The organism is Pirellulales bacterium (genome assembly GCA_019694455.1).
Taxonomy (GTDB): Bacteria; Planctomycetota; Planctomycetia; order Pirellulales; family JAEUIK01; genus JAIBBY01.
In genome coordinates, this window is the sequence record JAIBBY010000031.1 from 35,886 (window position 1) to 56,044 (window position 20,159).

At 62.7% G+C, this 20,159-nt stretch carries 19 protein-coding genes; 8 read left to right on the forward strand and 11 right to left on the reverse strand.

Features of this window, described 5'->3' with window-relative positions; translation table 11 throughout:
* Positions 1 to 38: 38 nt before the first annotated feature.
* From mqnC to K1X71_13600, 5 genes are all read right to left on the reverse strand, one after another.
* Positions 39 to 1,166: a dehypoxanthine futalosine cyclase gene (gene mqnC / locus K1X71_13580; protein MBX7074170.1), complete on the reverse strand. Its 1,128-nt coding sequence runs from the start codon at positions 1,164 to 1,166 to the stop codon at positions 39 to 41.
* The gene (locus K1X71_13585; protein MBX7074171.1) at positions 1,108 to 1,926 is read right to left on the reverse strand and encodes a menaquinone biosynthesis protein; all 819 of its coding nucleotides are present in this window, start codon (positions 1,924 to 1,926) and stop codon (positions 1,108 to 1,110) included. Before K1X71_13585 ends, mqnC begins: the two co-directional genes overlap by 59 nt.
* Before the next feature lie 140 nt (positions 1,927 to 2,066).
* Complete coding sequence (locus K1X71_13590) at positions 2,067 to 3,851, reverse strand: hypothetical protein (GenBank protein MBX7074172.1); 1,785 nt, start codon at positions 3,849 to 3,851, stop codon at positions 2,067 to 2,069.
* Positions 3,851 to 4,648, reverse strand: coding sequence for an ABC transporter ATP-binding protein (locus K1X71_13595; protein MBX7074173.1), 798 nt, complete (start codon positions 4,646 to 4,648; stop codon positions 3,851 to 3,853). The genes K1X71_13590 and K1X71_13595 overlap by 1 nt, the downstream gene beginning before the upstream one ends.
* A complete protein-coding gene (locus K1X71_13600; GenBank protein MBX7074174.1) occupies positions 4,645 to 5,550 on the reverse strand; it encodes a hypothetical protein in 906 nt (301 codons plus the stop codon). Before K1X71_13600 ends, K1X71_13595 begins: the two co-directional genes overlap by 4 nt.
* Before the next feature lie 346 nt (positions 5,551 to 5,896).
* Between K1X71_13600 and K1X71_13605 the strand changes: the two genes are divergently transcribed.
* Positions 5,897 to 6,580 (forward strand): peptidylprolyl isomerase, encoded by a 684-nt coding sequence (locus K1X71_13605; GenBank protein ID MBX7074175.1) that lies wholly within the window; start codon positions 5,897 to 5,899, stop codon positions 6,578 to 6,580.
* Here the strand turns inward: K1X71_13605 and K1X71_13610 are convergent.
* Positions 6,572 to 7,219 (reverse strand): hypothetical protein, encoded by a 648-nt coding sequence (locus K1X71_13610; GenBank protein ID MBX7074176.1) that lies wholly within the window; start codon positions 7,217 to 7,219, stop codon positions 6,572 to 6,574. The genes K1X71_13605 and K1X71_13610 overlap by 9 nt on opposite strands.
* 46 nt (positions 7,220 to 7,265) lie before the next feature.
* Here K1X71_13610 and K1X71_13615 point away from each other — a divergent pair, with 46 nt between their 5' ends.
* Both K1X71_13615 and K1X71_13620 read left to right on the forward strand, forming a co-directional pair.
* A complete protein-coding gene (locus K1X71_13615; protein ID MBX7074177.1) occupies positions 7,266 to 7,574 on the forward strand; it encodes a hypothetical protein in 309 nt (102 codons plus the stop codon).
* 233 nt (positions 7,575 to 7,807) lie between these two features.
* The gene (locus K1X71_13620) at positions 7,808 to 8,050 is read left to right on the forward strand and encodes a transposase (GenBank protein ID MBX7074178.1); all 243 of its coding nucleotides are present in this window, start codon (positions 7,808 to 7,810) and stop codon (positions 8,048 to 8,050) included.
* 8 nt (positions 8,051 to 8,058) lie between these two features.
* Here the strand turns inward: K1X71_13620 and aroA are convergent, their stop codons facing one another.
* Both aroA and K1X71_13630 read right to left on the reverse strand, forming a co-directional pair.
* The gene (gene aroA, locus K1X71_13625; GenBank protein ID MBX7074179.1) at positions 8,059 to 9,348 is read right to left on the reverse strand and encodes a 3-phosphoshikimate 1-carboxyvinyltransferase; all 1,290 of its coding nucleotides are present in this window, start codon (positions 9,346 to 9,348) and stop codon (positions 8,059 to 8,061) included.
* A 117-nt stretch (positions 9,349 to 9,465) separates the two neighbouring features.
* On the reverse strand, positions 9,466 to 10,680 hold the full coding sequence (locus K1X71_13630; protein ID MBX7074180.1) for a PQQ-binding-like beta-propeller repeat protein: 1,215 nt from the start codon (positions 10,678 to 10,680) through the stop codon (positions 9,466 to 9,468).
* A 330-nt stretch (positions 10,681 to 11,010) separates the two neighbouring features.
* Here K1X71_13630 and K1X71_13635 point away from each other — a divergent pair, with 330 nt between their 5' ends.
* The 5 genes from K1X71_13635 to K1X71_13655 all read left to right on the forward strand — a co-directional run bounded on the left by K1X71_13635 (position 11,011) and on the right by K1X71_13655 (position 19,162).
* Positions 11,011 to 13,764, forward strand: coding sequence for a PSD1 and planctomycete cytochrome C domain-containing protein (locus tag K1X71_13635; GenBank protein MBX7074181.1), 2,754 nt, complete (start codon positions 11,011 to 11,013; stop codon positions 13,762 to 13,764).
* Between the two features lie 19 nt (positions 13,765 to 13,783).
* Complete coding sequence (locus tag K1X71_13640; protein MBX7074182.1) at positions 13,784 to 15,277, forward strand: DUF1501 domain-containing protein; 1,494 nt, start codon at positions 13,784 to 13,786, stop codon at positions 15,275 to 15,277.
* Between the two features lie 457 nt (positions 15,278 to 15,734).
* Positions 15,735 to 16,112, forward strand: a complete 378-nt coding sequence (locus tag K1X71_13645) for a hypothetical protein (GenBank protein ID MBX7074183.1) — start codon at positions 15,735 to 15,737, stop codon at positions 16,110 to 16,112.
* A gap of 87 nt (positions 16,113 to 16,199) precedes the next feature.
* Positions 16,200 to 16,634: a hypothetical protein gene (locus K1X71_13650; protein ID MBX7074184.1), complete on the forward strand. Its 435-nt coding sequence runs from the start codon at positions 16,200 to 16,202 to the stop codon at positions 16,632 to 16,634.
* A 176-nt stretch (positions 16,635 to 16,810) separates the two neighbouring features.
* On the forward strand, positions 16,811 to 19,162 hold the full coding sequence (locus K1X71_13655) for a hypothetical protein (GenBank protein MBX7074185.1): 2,352 nt from the start codon (positions 16,811 to 16,813) through the stop codon (positions 19,160 to 19,162).
* A gap of 43 nt (positions 19,163 to 19,205) precedes the next feature.
* On the opposite strand, the gene K1X71_13660 is transcribed toward K1X71_13655, so the two are convergent.
* The 3 genes from K1X71_13660 to K1X71_13670 form a co-directional block, all read right to left on the reverse strand.
* Complete coding sequence (locus K1X71_13660) at positions 19,206 to 19,517, reverse strand: hypothetical protein (protein MBX7074186.1); 312 nt, start codon at positions 19,515 to 19,517, stop codon at positions 19,206 to 19,208.
* Between the two features lie 54 nt (positions 19,518 to 19,571).
* Positions 19,572 to 19,808, reverse strand: coding sequence for a hypothetical protein (locus tag K1X71_13665; GenBank protein ID MBX7074187.1), 237 nt, complete (start codon positions 19,806 to 19,808; stop codon positions 19,572 to 19,574).
* Between the two features lie 10 nt (positions 19,809 to 19,818).
* Positions 19,819 to 20,159, reverse strand: a 341-nt coding sequence (locus K1X71_13670) for a hypothetical protein (protein MBX7074188.1), incomplete at its 5' end; no start/stop codon positions are given.

Sequence of the window (20,159 nt, forward strand, 5' to 3'; positions counted from 1 at the left end):
TGGGAAGAAAGCCACGACGGCTTTCTTCCCCAAGACTGCTAAGCCAACACCGTCTCGGTGGCGGGCTCGGCGTCCATCAGCTCGTAAAAGACGTTGCGGCGCCGCGGCGTGTATCCCACTTCGCGAATCGCGTCTTTCATCTGTTCGAGCGACAGACAATGCACCGTGCCGGCCGACGCCACCACGTTTTCTTCGATCATCAGGCTGCCCATGTCGTTGGCGCCGTAAAGCAGCGCCAGTTGCCCTACCTTGAGCCCTTGCGTCACCCAGCTCGACTGAATGTTTGTGAAGTTGTCCAAATACAACCGGCTGACCGCCTGCGTTTTGAGATACTCGAACGCGCCGGCCGGCGGCAGATGCGCGAGGTCCGTGTGTTCCGGCTGAAAGGTCCAACAGATGAACGCCGTGAAGCCTCCCGTTTCGTCTTGTAATTGACGCAATCGTTCGAGACTCTCGATGCGCTCGGCCAGCGTTTCTACATGCCCGAACATCATCGTCGCCGTGCCGCGGCCCCCCAGTTCGTGCCACACCCGGCACACGTTCAACCAGTCGTCGGTCAGCACCTTGCCGCGCGTGATCTCGCGCCGCACACGGTCCACCAAAATCTCGCCCCCACCGCCGGGCAGGCTCCCGAGTCCAGCCGCCTGTAGCCGCGTCAGCACCTCGCGCAGCGATAACTTGCTCACTTTGGTGAAGTGATGAATCTCGGGCGGACTGAAGCCGTGGATATTGACCTGCGGAAAGCGGCTCTTGATGTCGCGTAGCAATTCTTCGTACCACTCGAGCTTGAACTCGGGATGCAGTCCTCCCTGCATCAATATTTGTTCGCCCCCCAGTTCGATGGTCTCGCGCACCTTGTCGTACAGTTCCTCCCGCTCCAGCACATATCCCTCGGCGTGCTTCGGCTTGCGATAGAACGCGCAAAAGTCGCACACCGCCGTGCAGATATTGGTGTAGTTGATGTTGCGGTCGATGTTGTAGGTGCGATACGACTCGGGGTGCAAGCGCCGCGTCACGGCGTCCGCCGCCCGGCCCAGCGCCGCCAGATCGCGCGACTCCAGCAACCGCAGACCTTCCGCCGCTGAGATGCGCTCGCCTGCGACCGCTTTATCCAAAATAGGCGCTATCGAACTGCTCAAGGCGCGAGTCTCCTGGCGCCAGGCCATGCCGGGCAGCCATTTGTTGGAAAAGTCCCAAGCCGCGCAACTCGCGCGGACCAAGATAAAAATACAAGTTGTCGCGCAAGTACGACAGGCACTCGGGCTGAGTCAGCCCCAGCGGGGCCGCCTCGCGGGCCGCTATTTCGACCAGACCGGCGACGCCTCGATCGCGAGCCTCGACCAGCGCGGCATCAATCCCCGCCAAATCGGCGCCGGCGCGAGCTGTCCATACGGCAAACACAAACGGCAGCCCGGTCCATCGCACCCATTCGTCTCCCAGATCCCAAACCTCGACCCACGGCGACAGCGGAGAGTGGATCGCCCGATCGCCGATCAGCAACACCGCGTCGGCCTCCACGCTCAACGGATCCGCTCCAATCGGCAACGATTGCAACCGCGGCTCGACGCTGAATCGCTCAGCCAAAAGCACCCGCGACAGCGCCACGCTGGTGCGCGATCCCTCGTCGAGCGCCAGCGTACGAATCTCCGCCACCGGCACGCGGCTGAACAGCTTGACGCTCAGCACTGGGCCACGGCAGGCGATGCAGGCGTTGGAAACAATGGTGTAGCCGGCGTCTTGAAAAAACTCGACCGAGGGAATCAGCGCCACATCGAAGCGCCCCGCCGCCAGGCCGTCGGCCAATCGGCTGGGCAGGTCGAACACCAACTCGGCATTGGCGGCCAGCGATTCAAACTGGTGAACCAATGGCTTGGTATTGAGATAGTTGACCGCCCCGACGCGAATCGTATTGCGATTCCCCGCCATAGCGCCCTTCTTGCGCGGCCGCCGCGCGGTGCACACTCGCCGAAAGCCACGCCAGATAACCTTGTGAAATCTTTCACAGAATCATACGAGAGGCGCGCCGATTCGGCAACGGCGCCGTGATCAGATCGCCAATTAATCGCTCAAAACTCCAGGCGATTGAACGCGCGGATCCCCATCGTCAAGGGCACGATCGTGGCAATCAGGCACAATACCACGCTCCCCGCCGCCCCTAGCGCGATCCATAGGCGTAGCCGTTCCAGATTGAACAGCGCGCCGTGCGGGTCGGCCTCCAATGCTCCCAGGTAAAAATGGCATGGCAGCGCGGTCAACAACACTATCGCGACGATGTAGATCGTGCTCGCCACCAAATTCAGCGTTCCGCCAAAGCCCGCGGCGATCTTCGAGGGCGAATCTTCGCGCAGGTTCGGCATCCGCGCGCCCATCCCCACCGCCAGCGCCGCCAGGCCAACGCATAACATGGCGCACGTCACCAGATGCAGCGCCAGAATCATTGGCAGCACCTCCAACATCCAATCGCTCACCAAAACCAACGTCAGACAAGGCGCCAGCGACCCGATGGCCGCGAAGGCGAACTTGCTCCACAAGATCGTGCTGCGCCGAATCGGCAATCGCCCCAAGATCCAAAACCGGCGCCCTTCGAGACTGATCATCGGAAACACGAACCGGCTGGTGAACGTCGACAGAATCAGCCCCACGACCGTGAGATTCAAAAAGCTCACCATGTTGACCCAGGTGGCATGGCTAAGATCATAGCTCAAGCGGCGAATGTTGAAGAAATAGAGTCCCAACAGTCCAAAGAAGATCAAAAACTGCGTCCACTGCACCGGATCGCGCCGAAAGACCCGCAAATCGTTGGTGATGAGCAACCGCGGCTTGCGCGGCAAGAAAAATAGCGATCGCTGAAACAGCCGGTCCAGCCAGGCCATCGGCGCGCTGACGCCGGTGTTCTTCACCCCGCGCGATCCGCGATACGCCGGCCACAGCAAGCGCCCCGCCAAGCTCACCGCCAATTGCTGAAAGAACAGCGCGTTGGCGAGCAGCAGGCACAAGAACAAAAAACTCTCCGAGGTTTCGCCTTGCGCCGCGTTCAACAGTCCACTCGTCAGCCACCAACTTGGCAGCAATCGCTGCTCGCTGAACTCCAATCTTCCCAACAGGTCGTTGAACCACGCTGGCGTGAGCAAGTCGCCCGCCGGGCCATTCAACAGCGACCCGGCCGCCAGCGCGGCCAGCGCGCCAACCGCCAGCACGGCGCAGATCAACAAATGAAACTTCCGCGCCGGCGACCAGCGCACAATCACCAAACAGGCGATCGCTCCCAGCGCGCACGGAATATGAATGAACGCCAACATGAACGGCGCCAACATCAGAAAGTAGCTCCACGGCGCCGCATCCACCAATCCATACGCCACGAGCATGGGGCTGCCTAGCAGCAAGAACCCCCAGCTGCTGAAGACCAGCGACTCTTGCAGTTTGTGCAAAAACACGCGCTCGGCGCTGGCCGGCAACACCATCAAGAACTCGGTCTCCCGCGAGCGAAACAAGCCGCTGTACAAGATGATGCCTGACGAAAAGATCAGCATCGTGAGCAGCGACAGAAAGAACAAATTGAACACCGCCGACACGGTTTGGGCCCGCGTGGCCGCGTACGGCAAAGAGCTTGCCAAGAAATGAAAGCCATCGGCGAACAGCCAAAACAGCCCCAACCAGAACAGCGCCGACAAGCCCACCACCAGCAGCAGCCTCAGTCGCGCCTCGCGAAAGGTCTGCCGCAGCAGGTTCAGCGTCAAAAAGCGCCGCAGACGATAAAACGCCGCAGCCTCCTCCAGCGCCGTCAAACGCCGCGATAACGGCGCGGTCCGCCGCGCTGTCTGTTCCACCAAGCTGGGCAAGCGCGGTTGCATTAGCTGGCGCGGGCTCGCGGCGGTTGAGGCTCGTGCAGCGATTGGTGATGGCGGTCGGCCGCTTCCAGTAAATCGCCCGAGTCGGTCAATTCCAGAAACAAGCGTTCGAGCGAACTGTCGTGCCGCTGCAATCGTTGTTTCAGTTCGCCAATCGTGCCCAAAAACTGCAAGCGCCCCCGATGGATCACGCCAATCCGGTCGGCGATCTCTTCCACCACATCCAACGTATGCGTCGACATGAAGATCGTTGTGCCGCCGCTCGCCTTCTGGCGCAGCAAGTCCTTGAGCAGCCGCGCGCTCCGCGGATCGAGTCCCACCATCGGCTCATCGATCACCAGGATCCGCGGATCGTGGATCAGCGCCGACGCGAACACCAGCCGCTGTTTCATACCATGCGAATAGCTCTCCGCCAGGTTGTCGACAAAGTCGGACAACTCGAAACGCTCGATCTCTTCCGCAATCCGCTCGCTTGCCAGGCGCGGCGCAAGTCCATACATGTCGGCGATGAACTGCAGAAACTCGCGCCCGGTCAACTTGTCGTACAGATACGGCACGTCCGGCACATAGCTCATCTCACGGTGCGCGTCGCGCGGCGACGACAACAGATCGTGCCCCGACAGGCGAATCTGTCCCGTCGTGGGGCGCAACAAACCGACCAGCATCTTGATCGTGGTCGTCTTGCCGGCGCCATTGGGCCCCAAAAAGGCGAACAACTCTCCGGCGGGGATCGCCAGCGACAACTGCTCCACGGCCACTTTGGCGCCATAACGACGCGTCACCTGGTCAATTTCGATCATGGCGCCGCTCCCGAACTCTCGGGCATCCCCGCGCCAGCAACAGGGCCAGTTTGCCGCACAAACCGCAGCACCGCCGACCCCACGCGCGCCTCCTGCTGCAACACTTCGCCATCGCGCGGTCGCACCCATGCCCGGCCGCGCGGTTCGGCCAGCGGCGTGCCGTCGCTGCGCAGTCCCCGTTCGGGCCGATAGGTCACTAGTAGCACCGGTTGCAATGTTCCGTTCCAGTTCAAATAGTCCTCCCGCTCCACCGTGGCCTGAACCAATTCCATTGGCTGCGTCGCCGGCATGAAAGGATTGTATACCGGCTCGGTCCAGGTCTGTCCTAATCGCAGCCTCGGCAAGCGCAACTGCGGCGCCAACGTGTCCCCCACGGGGCGGTCGGGCGGCATATACATCGTCGTACGATAGCTGAAATCGTCCGACCGCACTGTCACCACCATCTGATTGCCTTCGACGTTGCCAAGCACCCTTATCGGCTCGGGCAGCGGACTCATGCGCAATGTCGCCTCGAACGACAACAGTCGACCCAGCGGATCGATGTCGAATTCCGAATCGGCAAGCATCGAAACTTTTTGCTTCTCTGGATCAAAAGCGCCGCCGAGCAGATTGATCCGCAGCGGACTCAGATCGGCCAGCGTCAATCCGTCGATCCGCACCCGGCTATGCACCTCGGTGATGCCATCGTCGGTGTGCTTGGTCTCACTGAGAGCCGTCCCCGCCGGCCGGTCGTTCCAAAAGAGATCCCAGCCGACTCTTCGCTCGGGCTGATCCTTGAGAATGGCGCTATAGGTTGGCGGCGTGCCGAGCATCAATGGCGGCAGCACCTTGGTTCCGAGCAGCCAGGACATGGAGACCAGCCAAAACACGACCACGGCCGACTTGTACCAAACTCCTCCCATGCCAATGGCCGCTCTGTTCCCGTCGATGCCAGTTGAAGTTAAACCGATTGTAGCAATCATCGCGCGATAGCACGCACGCGACGCACCCCACGCCAACAACCCATCTTAACGATAGCGATCTTGCGTAATGCCGCGAACTGGTCCAAGATACCCGCCCCGCCGTGGAAACGAGTTCCACGTCTGACCTGCCGCAATACCCACCCAATACCAGCAAACGTCGCGAGAAACCAACACCGCCGTTGAGCAGATGGCCAAAAACCAGCCCCAACGGCGCCTCGCAGCGTTAGCCGCGAGAAACAATCACCATTGAAATTGCACCCAAGATTGCCAAGGAGGGTAATCGACGATGCGCGTGGTCCGTGTGCTCGGTCTGTTCTTGATATTGCTAGCGATTGGCTGCGATTCGGCGCCGAGCGCCACTGCCAGGAAAAAATCCCCTTCACGCTCGGCCGTGCGGCGGACGGCCCAACGTCCTGCCTCGCGCGCCCCGGCGGCCAAGCCAGTGCCCGCCGCGCCACAGGCCGCCAACAACGTGGTGCTGCATACGTCGGCCGGCGACATCACCCTGCGACTCTTCCCCGATCGCGCCCCGCGCACGGTGGCGCAGTTTCTCAAATACGTCGAGTCAGGACATTACAACGGCACCATCTTCCATCAAGTCGTCGATAGTTGCTTGATCCTCGGCGGCGCCTTCACGCCTGAGTTACTAGAGAAGCCCGCCGGGGCGCCAGTGCCCAACGAGGCCGCGACCTGCCGCCTATCGAACAGCCGCGGGACAATCGCCATGGCCCGCCCGCTGGAATCGATCGATAGCGCCGGCTCGCAGTTCTTCATCAACCTGGTCGACAATCCGCAACTCGATCACATCGACAACACGCCCGAAGGCTTCGGCTACTGCGTCTTTGGCGAGGTGACGTCGGGTCTCGACGTGGTCGACCAACTCGGCTCGGCCGAGGTGCAGTCGATCGCCGACTTCGAGATGATGCCGGTGCGGGCGGTGATGATCCAGTCGGCCCAGGTGCTACGGTAGCACCACAATCCCGGCATTGGGGCCTTGCCGCTTGCGGCGCGCCAACTCCTGCTGGTAGCTCGTCGCCAATCGCGCCTCGAACTGCGCCACGGTGTAGATGCGCCCGGTCGCTTTGTTGAAGTTCTTGCCGTCCGGCGTCTTCGAGACCATCGTGCCCAGGTTGTAGCCGCCAGGCGAGTTGGTCATGTAGTCAATCAGCTTGTAGCCGCCGGGGTTCGTGATCAGGTCGCTCAAGAAGATATGCCCTCGCGGCAGACGCCGCATGCGGTCGATGCGGTCGTAGCCTTGCGGATCTTTTTCGATATTCCGCACAAAGCGCCCCGCGTCCGATCGCCGCAACTGCCGCACCATGAAGTCATTGTCGGGCAGCACCTCCTCCAAAATCGCGCGCTGGTCGGCCACCTTCCATCCCAACTTGGCGAACTGCTCAAAGAGCGGCGTCACGTCTCCTCGCGAGATCAACGTCGACTGGCCAAGCTTTTTCTCGGCGAATTGTTGCCGCGTCAGTTGTGCGATCTCTTTGTACGTCGGCAGTTCCTCCTGGGGCTGGGCAGCGCCGGCGACTTGCGCGGCGCCCAGAACCAGTACAATGACACCAAGCCGAACGCGAAGACATGTCACAAGCGCGATGGTTTTCATAGTCGATTCCCTTGGCGCCGCCGGCTTCTTTGAGGAACGCATTTGTATGAGTCTATTGGTCCAAGCCGTGGGCCGCGACGAGCTCGACGCCTACCCGATGCCGTCGCGGTTCCGTCACGAAATCACCTACTTCATGAGCATTCCTGGTCGCGATGGCGTGCCGCTGCTCGGTCCCGATGAATATTGGATCGACCAGCAAGCGGCCCAAACGTGGCTGCAAGACGGCGTGTTCACCCTGGTTTCACCCCTCGACAGCCAATCCAAGACCGAGATCGAGCTCAGCGAAGAGCAGGAGGATTGGCTCCAGTGGTTGGTAACTCATGGCATTGAACATGTACGACTGGCAACTTCTTAACCATACCTCAGCGGTCGCTGGCGATGCCGATATCGCCACATCGTTTTGCCACCAAACGAGTTATCGGCATTCCGACTCCCGGCCTCAAAACCGAGGCACGCCAGTTGCACAAAGGAACCGGCCGCCATCTAGAAAATTCCACCCGTATGGGGGATGGTCAAATGGCGCCTTTCATAGGTACACTTTCGCTCGGCCGATTTTTCGGCTGGTTGTCGGTAGAGGGAGATACCGCTATGGCAATGCCGACTTTTTTCGTCCAGGAGTGCCCGACCTGCGGACGCAACCTGGAAATCCGAGTGGAGTATCTCGGTCGAACGGTTTCTTGCCGCCATTGCCGTGGCCAATTTGTCGCGGCGGAGAATGTGGCCCCGCCCCCCCGCGCGGTTACCGGCACGCCAAGCTCGCTCTTGGCTCGCGCCGATGAACTGCTTGCTCTGGCCGAGAACAGCCGCTTGGCGCGACTGATGCCGTTTTGAAGGCGGCGCTATCGCGACGTCGCAGTGAGCGCCGCCAAGTCGCTAAAGAACTGCGGATAGGTCTTGGCGGTGCAGTCCGGATCAAGGATCACCACGCCCGCCGTCCGTAGCCCCACCAGGGCCAAACTCATCGCCATCCGGTGATCGTGGTACGTGGCGATTCGCGCTCCGCGCAGTGGCCCCGGCGTAATCTCCAAGCCATCGGCGTTCTCGCGCACTTCGGCGCCAAGCTTTCGCAGTTCGGTCGCTAGCGCCGCCAGCCGATCGGTTTCCTTGTGACGGATGTGCTCCACATGCGTGATCCGCGTGGGACCTTCAGCGAACAGGCTCACCGCCGCCAACGTCTGCACCGTGTCGGAGATGGCGTTCATGTCCACCGTCACGCCGCGCAGCGGGCCGCCGCGCACCGTGATCGATTGGCCATCGTCGCGCACGCTGCATCCCATTTGCGCCAGCACGTCCACGAACCGCACGTCTCCTTGCAAGCTTTGGCGATTTAGCCCCTCCACCCGCACCTCGCCGCCGGTGATTGCCGCCGCCGCCCAAAAATAACTCGCCGCTGAGGCGTCGGGCTCAATCGTGTACTCGCGCGCCGCATAGCCTCGCTCGGTATGCACTCGAAACCGCGTCAAGTCGCGTGCGTCGATCTCGGCGCCAAACGCGCGCATCACAGCCAACGTCATTGCGACATACGGCTTGGAGACTAGCTCTCCCTCAATCACCACCTCGATCGGCTGTTTGGCGTATGGCGCCGCCATCAACAGCCCGCTCAAGAACTGGCTCGATATCGCGCCACGCATCCGCGCTGGACCGCCATTCAGTCCATGCGCCCGAATCAACAGCGGCGGGCAACCGCTGTCCGCGTCGCTCGACACATCGGCGCCAAGCTGCCGCAGCGCGTCGATCAAATCCTGAATCGGTCGTTCGCGCATCCGCTCCACGCCGTCCAGGCGGTAGATGCCTTCTCCCAAACAGAGCATCGCGGCCAAGAAGCGCGCCGTGGTGCCGCTGTTGGCCACGAACACATCGGCCCGATTCGCTGGCAGTCGCCCGTCGCAACCGGTCGCGGTGATCACGCGCTCAGCCGGATCAAACGCCATCGCAATGCCAAGCTGCCCTAGCGCCTCGAACATCACGCGCGTGTCCTCGCTGTCCAGTACGTCGACCAGCGTCGAACGCCCCTTGGCCAGCGCAGCGCACACCAATGCTCGATTGGTGATCGATTTCGATCCTGGTGGACGGATCGAACCAGAAACGGGGCCACACGGCTCCATGGCAATGCTAGGTGTGGAAGTCATCGATTTGCCTGTTGCGCTGCGGAGTTAATCGATTTAAGAAGCCCCAGCGCTCAAGTCTCAAGGCGGGTCCCGTTTTCAAGCAATCACCCGCCGCGACTTCGCGCCGCGCCGCGCCAATTATTTTCCAAACTTCCACAAATGGCCATCGCCCCGAATAAACAGCGCCCCATCCGCCACAGCGGGCGATCCCAACACCGCCTCCCCAAGCTCATGTTTGGCCACGACCTCTCCTTTGCCCCCGGCGTCGTCAAGCCGAATCACCTGCAGCATGCCGTCCTGATTCACCGCGAACAGGTGCCCATCCGCCACCACCGGCGTGGCCCAAAACGAGCCCGTCAGCCGCAGTTGCCAGACAATCTTGCCATCGTCCGCCGACGCCACCACCAGTACGCCCGCGCCATTGATCACATACACGCGATCGCCCGCCACCACCGGGCTGGCGTTGTCGGGCGCCAATCGCGACACCTGCCACCGCTCGTTGGGTTGCTCATTGCCTTGGCCTAGCGCCAGCGCGGTGATGCCGTCGCTCGGCACGTAGAGCGTGTCGCTGCCGACGCAGACCGAAGGGATGGTCGAACACGATTTGCCAAACCGCCAAAGCTCCTCGCCCGTCAGCGCGTCGTGCGCGGTGAGCTGGTCAGACGATTGCAACAGCGCCACATTGCGCCCCGCGCGCGAGTAGCCGGCCGGCGAAACCCAATTCGCGCTCTTCAGCCGATCGCGGCGCCAACGCGTCTCGCCGGTGTGCTTGTCGATGCCGGCGGCGAACGAATCCCCCTGGCATTCCATCTGCACCACCACGGTATCACCCATCACCAGCGGCGACGACGCCATGCCGGTGTCGTTGTAAGAAGCCGGATGATCGGCGGTCAGCCCGCGCAGCCAGCGCAGGTCGCCATCCAGACTCAGACACACCAGATCGTTGGACGAGAAGAACGCGTAGATCGATTCGCCGTCGCTGGCCGCCGTGGGCGCCGCCACCGCGCTGGTGGGGTGGCGCTGCGTGCGCCCCGTGGCCCAAAACTCGCGTTGCCAAACTAGCTCACCCGTCTTGGCGTCGTGACAGGTCACGAACAACCGATCGTCGTTTGCGCCCCCCGAGCCGGTGCAGATCACCCGCCCTTGCACGACGATCGGTCCCGACACCGCGCGTCCGGGCACTTCCTGCTTCCAGGCGACCTGGCTTCCCAACTCGCCCGTGGTCGGCAGCCCAGTATCCATCGAAACGCTGCTGCCACCTGGCCCGCGAAACTGCGGCCAATCCGAGCCTTGCGCCGCGCAGCCCACGAGCAACACCAATCCGCACACGATCGCGCGCGAAGCGACGTTCATTGCGAGTCCCTACTCAACAGGAAACAAAAATGGACGGCCCCCAAAAAGGCCAGGACGGCAAATTCAGCGGCCGATGCAACCATATCAAGCCGCCGAACTCAGCGTAAGTGCCGCCTCAATTTCCTAGGCAACAGACCAAGGCGATTCGCGCGCGGAAGAGTTCCAACCGCCGCGGTGGTGAAAATGAGCGCCAGACTGTGCCGGGAACGGCGCCAGGCAGAGCGATCCGGGGAATCGTCGGTTAAACTAGCCGGGGTCAGTTCTCGCCGCTAAAGGGAGTGGTCGTGCATGGGATCGCCAATGCGAACTCTAATCTCGCTGCTGGCGGCGATGCCGTGGTGTGGCCTCGCACGGACGGCGGCCGGCGAGATCGACTTCGTGCGCGACGTGCGACCGATCTTCGAACGGCATTGTTACGAGTGTCACGGGCCCGAGAAACAAAAGAGCGGCCTGCGGCTGGACATCAAACGCAGCGCGCTACGCGGCGGCGAAGCCTACGGAGCGCCGCTGGTGACCGGCAACGCGGCGGAAAGTCCGTTGTGGAAGTTTGTGGCCGATGAGACGGCCGACCTGCGCATGCCCCCCGAGGGAGCGCGACTCACAGCGACTGAGATTGCCACGCTCAAGGACTGGATCGAACAAGGCGCGATTTGGCCGGAGGGCGTGGATCGGGCCACACTGCCCGACCTGGCCGACCACTGGAGCTTCAAACCGCTGACGCGGCACGAACCACCGGCCGTACGGGAGACCACTTGGCCTCGCGACGATTTGGACCGTTTCATTCTGGCTAGGCTGGAGCGCGAGCAATTGCGCCACGCGCCGCAAGCGCCGCCGGTGACGTGGCTGCGGCGCGTGTGCTTCGACTTGACGGGGTTGCCTCCCACGCCCGAGCAGGCGGCCGCGCTGGCCGAGAATCCTAGCGACGCTGCTTACGAGCGAGTGGCGGATCAATTGTTGGCGTCCCCCCGGTATGGCGAGCGCTGGGGGCAACATTGGTTGGATGTGGCGCGGTACGCCGACACGCATGGTTTTGAGGTGAATACCGAGCGAGAACACGCCTGGCCCTATCGCGACTATGTAATCGAGGCGTTGAACCGCGACACGCCTTACGATCAGTTCGTTCGCGAGCAGATTGTGGGCGACGCGCTAGGACAGGACGCGGCCACGGGATTTCTGTTGACGGCCAGCGTGCTGTTGCCGGGCCAGATTGGGGCCGACGACGCGTCGAAGCGGCTGGCGCGGCAAGACGCGCTGGACGAGATCGTGACCAACATTGGTCAGACGTTCTTGGGGCTCAGCATCGGCTGCGCGCGGTGTCATGACCATAAGTTCGATCCGATCACCACGCGCGACTATTACGCGATGCAAGCATTTGTGGCCGGCGTCGAATACGCCGATCGCGAACTGCACACGCCACGGGCCGAGGCGCTACGGGCGGAAGCCGAGCAGCAGCGGCGACGGATCGCCGAGATCGATCGAGAGCTGGCGCGACTCGCGCCGTTGGCGCGGCCCGGCGCGACCGGAGCTCCGTCGCGACCGCCAGTGAATCCACGAGGCAACAGCGAGCGCTTCGCGGCGGTGGCCACGCCGCGCGTGCGGCTGACGATCATCGCGACCAATTCGCTGGAACCGTGCATTGACGAGTTGGAGGCGTTCGATGTCGACGGCGTCAACGTGGCGCTAGCCAGCTTGGGAGCGACGGTCACTTCGTCCGGCGACACGGTGGTGGCCGACCGGCACGAACTGCGGTTCGCCAACGATGGCAACTATGGCAACTCGCGGAGTTGGATGTCGAACGAAAAGGAGCGCGGTTGGCTGATCGTGGAGTGGCCGGCCGAGCAGACCATCGATCGAGTGACGTGGAGTCGTGATCGTCAGGGCGAGTTCACGGATCGCTTGGCGACAGACTACACCATCGAGGTAGAGGACGCCGCGGGAGGCTGGCGGCTAGTGGCCGACGCGAGTGATCGGCAACCGTTGCTGGCAGGACCTGCGCCGGCGCTGGCCGAATTGGGAGCGACGCCGGAGGAAACTCGCGCGGCCGAAACTTGGCGGCAAGAACGGGCGGAATTGGAGCGACGAGTCAAAGCGGCTGAGGACGGGAGGCTGGCGTTCGCGGGAACATTTCGGCAACCCGATGAGATTCATGTGCTGTTCCGCGGTGATCCAGAGCAGCCACGCGAGGCCGCGACCCCGGCGACGCCCCGCGTGCTGGGGAATGTGACGTTGCCCGAGACCGCGGGCGAACAGCAGCGCCGCCAGGCGCTGGCCGATTGGATCGCCAGCTCGGACAACCCGCTCACCGCGCGGGTAATGGTAAATCGACTCTGGCAGGGGCATTTCGGCGCTGGGCTGGTGGAGACCGCGAATGACTTCGGCCATAGTGGCTTGGCGCCAACGCACCCGCAGCTATTGGACTGGCTCGCGGTCGAGTTGATTCGCTCGGACTGGTCGCTCAAGCGGATGCACAAGCGGATCGTTCTGTCGGCGACGTACCGTCAAGCGAGCGAGACGCAAGCGGAGGCCGCCGCTCGCGATGGCGACACTCGACTACTGTGGCGCTATCCACCGCGAAGGCTGGAGGCGGAAGCGATTCGCGACACGATGCTAGCCGTGAGCGGGCAACTGAACTTGAAAATGGGCGGACCGGGCTTCGATTTGTTTGAACAACGAGGAGGGTTAAGCGGCTTCAAGCCGATCGAATCGTTTCGCGGCGAGGGGCTGCGGCGGATGATCTACGCACACAAAGTGCGTCGTGAACGAGACGCCGTGTTCGGCGCCTTTGATTGTCCCGATGGCGGCCAAAGCGCCGCCCGGCGGCGCGAGAGCACGACGCCGATCCAGGCGCTGAACTTGTTGAACAGTCGCTTCACGCTGGACGCGTCGGCGGCGCTGGCCGAGCGAGCGCGGCGCGATGCGGGGGACGAATTGGCGGCGCAAGTGCGGCGGACCTTTCAGTTGGTCTACTCCCGCGAGCCAAGTCCGGCCGAGCTGGATGACGCGCAGGCAGTCGCGGCCGAGCACAGCCTAGCGACCCTGTGCCGAGCGCTGTTGAACAGCAATGAGTTTCTGCACTTGCCGTGAACGAGAGAACAAACCCGCGATGGAACACCTCGCCGAACTCCTGTCGCCAGCCGGCCGAGCGCTGCTCGATCGCCGGCGCTTTCTGTCGTGCGCCGGCGAAGGACTGGGGGCGATCGCGCTAGCGCAATTGCTGTCGACCGACCGATTGTTGGCGGCGGAATCCGCGCCGGCGGACGCCACCGGCGAACCGGTGATCGACCCGGTTCGGCCCTTCGCGCCGCGACAGCCGCATTTCGCGGGACCCGCCCAACAGGTGATTGTGATCTTTTGCGCGGGCGCCGTGAGCCAACTAGAGACGTGGGACTACAAGCCAGAGTTGATCGCCTGGGACGATAAGCCCTTGCCGGGTGGACCGACGGTCACGTTTCAGGGACCGGCGGGCAACTTGGCGCGGCCCAGATACCCGTTCCGCCAGCGCGGCGAGACGGGCAAGTGGGTGAGCGACTTGATCCCACATCTGGCCGAACTGACGGACGAAATCGCCTTCGTGCATTCGCTGACCAGCAAGTCGAACACCCACGGACCGGCGGAGAACTTTCTTTCGACCGGGTTCGTGCTTGACGGTTTTCCGAGTCTCGGCTCATGGGTGACCTACGCGCTAGGGAGCGAGAACAACAACCTGCCGGCTTACGTCGCAATTCCCGATCCACGCGGTGTGCCGCAGAATGGATCGAACAACTGGGGCCCCGGGTTTCTGCCAGCCGCGTTTCAAGGCACGACGCTCAGTTCCCAGGAGCCCGTGCGTCATCTGACCGCGCCCGACGTGTCGGTCGAGGCGGATCGTGCCGCTCGCGGGCTGTTGCAGCGGCTCAACGCGCGGCACTTGGAGTCGCATCCGGGCAACGAGCGATTTGCGGCCCGAATCGCCAGTTACGAGTTGGCGGCGCGGATGCAGTTGAGCGTGCCAGAAATCAGCGATTTGAGCGGCGAGCCGGCGCACGTGTGGCGGGCGTACGGCGCCGATGACCAGTCGAATCCGCATAAAGCGGCTTTCGCGCGGAACTGTCTGCTGGCGCGACGGCTGATCGAGCGCGGCGTGCGCTTCGTGCAACTCTTCAATGGCGCGTATGCCAGCGGCGGTAAGCTCAATTGGGATGGCCACAACGCGTTGCGGGAACAGTACGATGTGCATGCCGCCATCTTGGATCAGCCAGCAGCGGCGCTGATTCGCGACCTCAAACAACGAGGCCTGTTGGACCAGACTCTGGTGGTGTGGTGCACGGAATTCGGCCGCATGCCGTTTTTCCAAAAGGGCGCCCAGGGACGCGACCACAATCCAGACGGCTTCACCTGCTGGATGACGGGGGCCGGCGTTCGCCACGGCATCAGCCACGGCGTGACCGACCCCTTTGGTCAGAAGGCGGTTGAGGACATTCATCCACTCTACGATTTCAACGCCACGATCTTGCACCTATTGGGCCTGGACCACGAACGGCTGACGTTCACGCACAACGGCTTTCAGCGGCGGCTGACGAACGTCGAGGGGCGCGTCATTCGCCAGATCTTGGCCTGACGCCGCGGCCCCAAGAGCGCATGACGAGGCGCACGGCGTCACGTCGATCAGCGCCAATCTGCGATCGTAGCACGGCCGCACACTCCATCGGGCTGTCGTGCCGGCCTGGCCCAAGATGTTCCAAAATCTTCGCGCCAGCCGAGCGACCGATCTGGCCAACGAATACCCGGCCCATGTCGCGGCGGCGTGGCTTGGCTATTCGGTCATTGTGGCCAACAAGCATTACTGGCAAGTAACCGATGGCGATTTCGAGGCGGCAGCTCGAGGGAACGTCGCGGCGTCAAACGACGCTTCCGAAAAAGCGACGCAAAAAGCGACGCACGCAATGCACGGAACTGGGAGAAATGGGAAGAAACCCGATTTAGAGGCGCAACAGAAAACCCCGGATATTCCGGGGTTTTCTGAAACGTGCGCCTCGTTGCGAGACGCCGGAATGGGCAACACAGGACTCGAACCTGTGCGCCAAACGCGAGAAATAGTGGGTGTCTCCACCGAAGCGGCGCAAAATGCGGCGCACGCGGCGCACGGCGCGGCGCAGTCAGGGGGACATTCCAGCGACTCGGCGACGGTCAATTCCGGCCCCGTCCGTGGCCCACAAGCCGGCCCATCGAAGCCAACATCGAAGGCCGCAGCGACGATCCCCATTGAGGCGGCTGGCACGCCCATCGAAGCCAGCATCGGCACGCCCACCGAAGCCAACAGCGACAGCGGCATCGACCTGTCTATCGACAAGCCCATCGACGCGGACCTAACGCGCGTGGTCGAGGCGTGGCCGGCCCTGCCCGATGCAATCCGAGCGGGCATCCTGGCGATGATCCGAGCGGCTAGTTGCTAGCAAGTCCGTGCGCCGACGTTCGGCGGCACGATGGTTGAAGCACGAAGGTTGAAGAAGGCTGAACCCCCAACGAAAGGCATGACCAACATGGCAACCGCAACTCCAGTCGAGAAGCGCGGCGTTTCGAGCAATCATTCCCAGCACGTTCGTAGCGTGCTCCAGAGGATGCTTGAGTCTTGCAAACGCGGTCGCTTCTTGGTGGCCGATCATGAGTTCTTCGCCGGCATGCGCGACCATGATTCGAGCGACCAGCAACCAGTTTCAGCCACGGCGTTGCACTTCACTCGCGCGCAACTGGACTACCTGTTGGCCCTGTTGGCCGACGCTGCTCATGGCGCTGCCTATGACACAGCCCATGACGCGCCGCGCTTTGCGGTTGAAATCCAGCGCGGCCAGCGCGTCATCGAAACCACCGCCGCCATCCATTCCGAGCGGGAAGCGAAATCGCTCGTGGATTCGTTCCTGAATTGCGTTGCGGGAGAAGGTTACTCGGCGCGAATCGTGCCGGCGCGGTCGATGTAAAACCGCCGATTTTCCGCCCTCGCGCGGTTTGCGAATTTTCAGGACAAAAACGCGCCAAACACGGGAAATACGCACGAAAAATCAAGAGGAAAAACTTTCCTCTTGATCGGCGAAAACGGCTCTGAAAACAGCCCTGAATGACCAAGAACAGAACCCAAAAATAACGGAGTCACCGCATGCCAGTCATCACCAATCCCATTGGCGCCAACTGGAGCGCGCAGGCCGGCAAGCTGGTCAAGGCCAGCGGCGCTGGCGCGGGCGAAGTCAACGCCAGCGCGCTGGGCCTTGCGACCGTGACCGACGCCAAATGGACCGTGCGCGCCGACTCTGCTGTGCTGGCCGCGATGCCCGCCGACATGATAGCGACCGGCTACCTGGAAGGCGCGGCGAACAACGGCGGCACGGACCCCATCAACATTCAACTCGATCCCACCGGCACGGCGCTAGCGGGCGGCCCGCCGACGGGAGACAATCTCGATTACTGGCTCGATTACTGGCTCATGGGGGTTTGGGATGGCGTCACTCCGCTCGGGGCGGCGCAGAGCGATTTTCATATCCTGTGCGGCGGCGGACCCTATCTCTATTCCAAGCTGTACCTCAATTCGGCGAGCGGTTACGACCCGCCCGGCTTCGCCTTCTACGCCAATGGCCAGCCAGCGGCCACCCTCTCCGAAATGACCATGAGCGGATCGAGCGCCGGCACGGTGCATGTCCCTTGGGGCAAGTGGTGTCGCGTGACGTTTCACGTCCTGTACGGCAATCCGGGCGTGTACGAAGTCTATGTCAACGGGATGCTGGTCACGAGCGCGGCGGCGGACACCACGACCGTGAGCGGCGGCTGGAGCGCGCAGGCGATGCAACTGCGGTTTCCCGCCTGGGGCGCGGGCGTGCAATGGCGCGTCGCCAACATCCAAAGTTGGAAGGGGACCGACTTCTCGCTCGCGCCGATGTGGTCGCTGGACGAAGCGGACGCCGGCAATCTGGTCACGCGCGTTTTCAGTTGCGTCGGCGCGACCAACGACACGGCCCGCCAGCAAGGCCGCTGCTGGCTGACCAGCGGCACGGGCGCCGTCACCTCGACCCAGTACAACCTCACCGGTAGTTCGCCGCTCCGCTCGCGGTTGGTGTTCTCCGGCAACGGCAGCACGCCGATTGCCACCAGCATACCGCAAATTGGCGGCTTGCCGTTCGACGACCATGACTGGGCGAGCATTGTTTTTCAGGACGTGTCGGCCCCAGCGGGCACCACGCTGCGGATGCGGCTCAACAAGAGCGACAACGCCAGTGAGCTATACACGTTCTACGTGACCGGCGGCAAACTGTACGTCTACTACGATGGCAGCGCGCCGCTGGGGTTGGCCGACTGGACGGAGACGAACCGCTACCTGTTGGTCGTGCATCTGGGCATGGACGGCCGCGCCAGAGGCACGCTGGTCAATCTCACCAAGGCGCCCTACGACGCCAGCACCAAGACCGTGTTCAGTTTTCCGCTGCCGTCTTGGACTCCGCAAATCATCGGGCAGGTCACGCTGACCGCGACCACGACCGCCAGCAACATCGAAGTGGGGCAAGTGCTGGTCTGTCGCCGACCGACGTTTAGCCTGATGGATTCGTTGACGGCCACCAGCTACACGGCGGCGACGCCGAACATTCGCACCGCCAGTTGCGTCGCCGCGTCGTTTCCCTGCGGCGAAGAAACGACGATCATTCCGGGGGGCTACTGGCCGGGGCAAGAGTTTGGCCTGAAGCGGCGGGTTATCGTCTGTCCGCTCGGGGCGAGCGGGGCGGCGCGGTGGCAGGTCATGCCGGTCGCGACCAGCGGCCTGGAGCATACCGCCGGCGTGGAATATCTCTGCCTGGACGGCGGCAGCATCAACGACATTGCCCAAGTGCAAACGGGCGACAGCGGCCCCACCTTGTCGTTTTGCAAGGCGGCGATTAGCCGCTTCATCAAGACCGCGATGGAGAACGATTGCGCTATCTGGTTCGGGACCATGCTTCCGCGCGGGCGCAGCGCCAGCGCCACCGCCAGCGGCACGGGAACCATCACGCTCACCTCGACCGCGCATGGCGTGGCGGTCGCGGGGCGGTTGTTCCTGGCCGGTTTCGGCGGCAACATCGACGGGCTGTGGCTTTCTGGCGTGTCGATCCCCAACGCCAACAGTTTTCAAATCACCGGCGCGAGCGGAACCGGCAGCTACACCGCCGGCACGGTGACGGGATTCAGCACGCAAGAGCTAGCCGCCATCACCACGTTCAACGCGAACCTCAAAGCCGCGATTTACGCCAACGGCGAGCGGGGGCTAGTGAGCCTGTCGGACGTTGCGCAGGACGCGAGCGACAATCCGAGCTACTATCCGAACACGGGAGGCAGCGGCGGCTTCTGGCAAGACTTCACGCATCCCAACACCGCGCCCGACAGCAACGCCTATCAAGGCGCTGGGATGGTGGCCAAGCGGATGATTGCCTTGCGCGCGATCTCGCCCACCGCGCCACCACCGACAGGCGGAAGCATCTTGGTGGTCTAAGCAGAGTGGTCTGAATCGCGCTGGCGACGACCGTCGTAGGACACTACCGACCTGACGGCGCGCGAACCAAAAAGCCGCCCCAAATGCGGGCAAAAAAGTCAAGTCGATTTTCGGAAATTTTTGGGTAAAAAGCGCGCCAAACACGGAAAATACGCAGGAAAAAGCAAACGGCAAAACTTGCCGTTCGCTCAGCGAAAGTGATTCCAATTGTCGCGCTGAAAACGCAGAGCAGAGTATTGACGATTCTGTCGCGAATGGCGCCACGAACGGCAATGTCGCCCAAGCAGTCGCCGAGCATTTTGGCGTCGCCGAACGCACCGTCCGCAACGCCGACGCCTACACCGACGCGATCCATCGCATCGCGGAGGTGGGCGGTTCCGACGCGCTTGCTTGCTGGTGGTCTTGCTGGTCAAGACGGAGGCGGGGCTTGCGCCTGATCCTGGCCCGCTTGTTTGTCGCCATTGGCCTTGCGATCTTCCTTGAGCTTGGCCATTTCCGACAGTTTGACCCAGCGCTTTTCTTGTTCGTCCCAAACGCTCATCTCGCCTGCGCTTTGCATGGCGAACCGCTTGGCGCGTTCTTCGGGAGTTTGCTGGCGCGGCTGTTTCTTGGGCTTTTGGTTGTCTCCCATGTTTTTGTCCGCCATGCTGGCTGCCTCACTGCTCTTGCGCGGGCGCTGAATCGTCGCCCTGTGTGGGTTGATTCGCGGGCTGCTGTGCGGGTTGCTGCGTGTCGTCGATGTAGATGATTTCTGGCTCGCCCGGCTTGGGCTCGCGCCAGCCGTCGCGCATCCAGCCGTTGACGAAACCGCCAATGTTAAACAGCGGCTCAAGCATCGGTTCGCTGTTGGACGGGCTGTTAGCGTCCTGCGGCGCCGGTTTCGCGGGCTGCTGTGCCGACTGCTGCCGATCGTCGATGTAGATAATCTCTGGCTCGCCGGGCTTGGGCTCGCGCCAACCGTCGCAGAATACGCCATTGATGTATCCGCCGACATTGA

Bases quoted from the DNA above. Each gene is read 5' to 3' on its own strand.
- aroA (MBX7074179.1), bottom strand. From the start codon at position 9,348: ATGACTTCCACACCTAGCATTGCCATGGAGCCGTGTGGCCCCGTTTCT.
- K1X71_13590 (MBX7074172.1), bottom strand. From the start codon at position 3,851: ATGCAACCGCGCTTGCCCAGCTTGGTGGAACAGACAGCGCGGCGGACC.
- mqnC (MBX7074170.1), bottom strand. From the start codon at position 1,166: ATGGCCTGGCGCCAGGAGACTCGCGCCTTGAGCAGTTCGATAGCGCCT.
- K1X71_13600 (MBX7074174.1), bottom strand. From the start codon at position 5,550: ATGGGAGGAGTTTGGTACAAGTCGGCCGTGGTCGTGTTTTGGCTGGTC.
- K1X71_13630 (MBX7074180.1), bottom strand. From the start codon at position 10,680: ATGAACGTCGCTTCGCGCGCGATCGTGTGCGGATTGGTGTTGCTCGTG.
- K1X71_13665 (MBX7074187.1), bottom strand. From the start codon at position 19,808: ATGGCGGACAAAAACATGGGAGACAACCAAAAGCCCAAGAAACAGCCG.
- K1X71_13655 (MBX7074185.1), top strand. From the start codon at position 16,811: ATGCCAGTCATCACCAATCCCATTGGCGCCAACTGGAGCGCGCAGGCC.
- K1X71_13620 (MBX7074178.1), top strand. From the start codon at position 7,808: ATGGCAATGCCGACTTTTTTCGTCCAGGAGTGCCCGACCTGCGGACGC.
- K1X71_13615 (MBX7074177.1), top strand. From the start codon at position 7,266: ATGAGTCTATTGGTCCAAGCCGTGGGCCGCGACGAGCTCGACGCCTAC.
- K1X71_13635 (MBX7074181.1), top strand. From the start codon at position 11,011: ATGCCGTGGTGTGGCCTCGCACGGACGGCGGCCGGCGAGATCGACTTC.
- K1X71_13660 (MBX7074186.1), bottom strand. From the start codon at position 19,517: ATGGATCGCGTCGGTGTAGGCGTCGGCGTTGCGGACGGTGCGTTCGGC.
- K1X71_13585 (MBX7074171.1), bottom strand. From the start codon at position 1,926: ATGGCGGGGAATCGCAATACGATTCGCGTCGGGGCGGTCAACTATCTC.
- K1X71_13610 (MBX7074176.1), bottom strand. From the start codon at position 7,219: ATGAAAACCATCGCGCTTGTGACATGTCTTCGCGTTCGGCTTGGTGTC.
- K1X71_13650 (MBX7074184.1), top strand. From the start codon at position 16,200: ATGGCAACCGCAACTCCAGTCGAGAAGCGCGGCGTTTCGAGCAATCAT.
- K1X71_13640 (MBX7074182.1), top strand. From the start codon at position 13,784: ATGGAACACCTCGCCGAACTCCTGTCGCCAGCCGGCCGAGCGCTGCTC.
- K1X71_13605 (MBX7074175.1), top strand. From the start codon at position 5,897: ATGCGCGTGGTCCGTGTGCTCGGTCTGTTCTTGATATTGCTAGCGATT.
- K1X71_13595 (MBX7074173.1), bottom strand. From the start codon at position 4,648: ATGATCGAAATTGACCAGGTGACGCGTCGTTATGGCGCCAAAGTGGCC.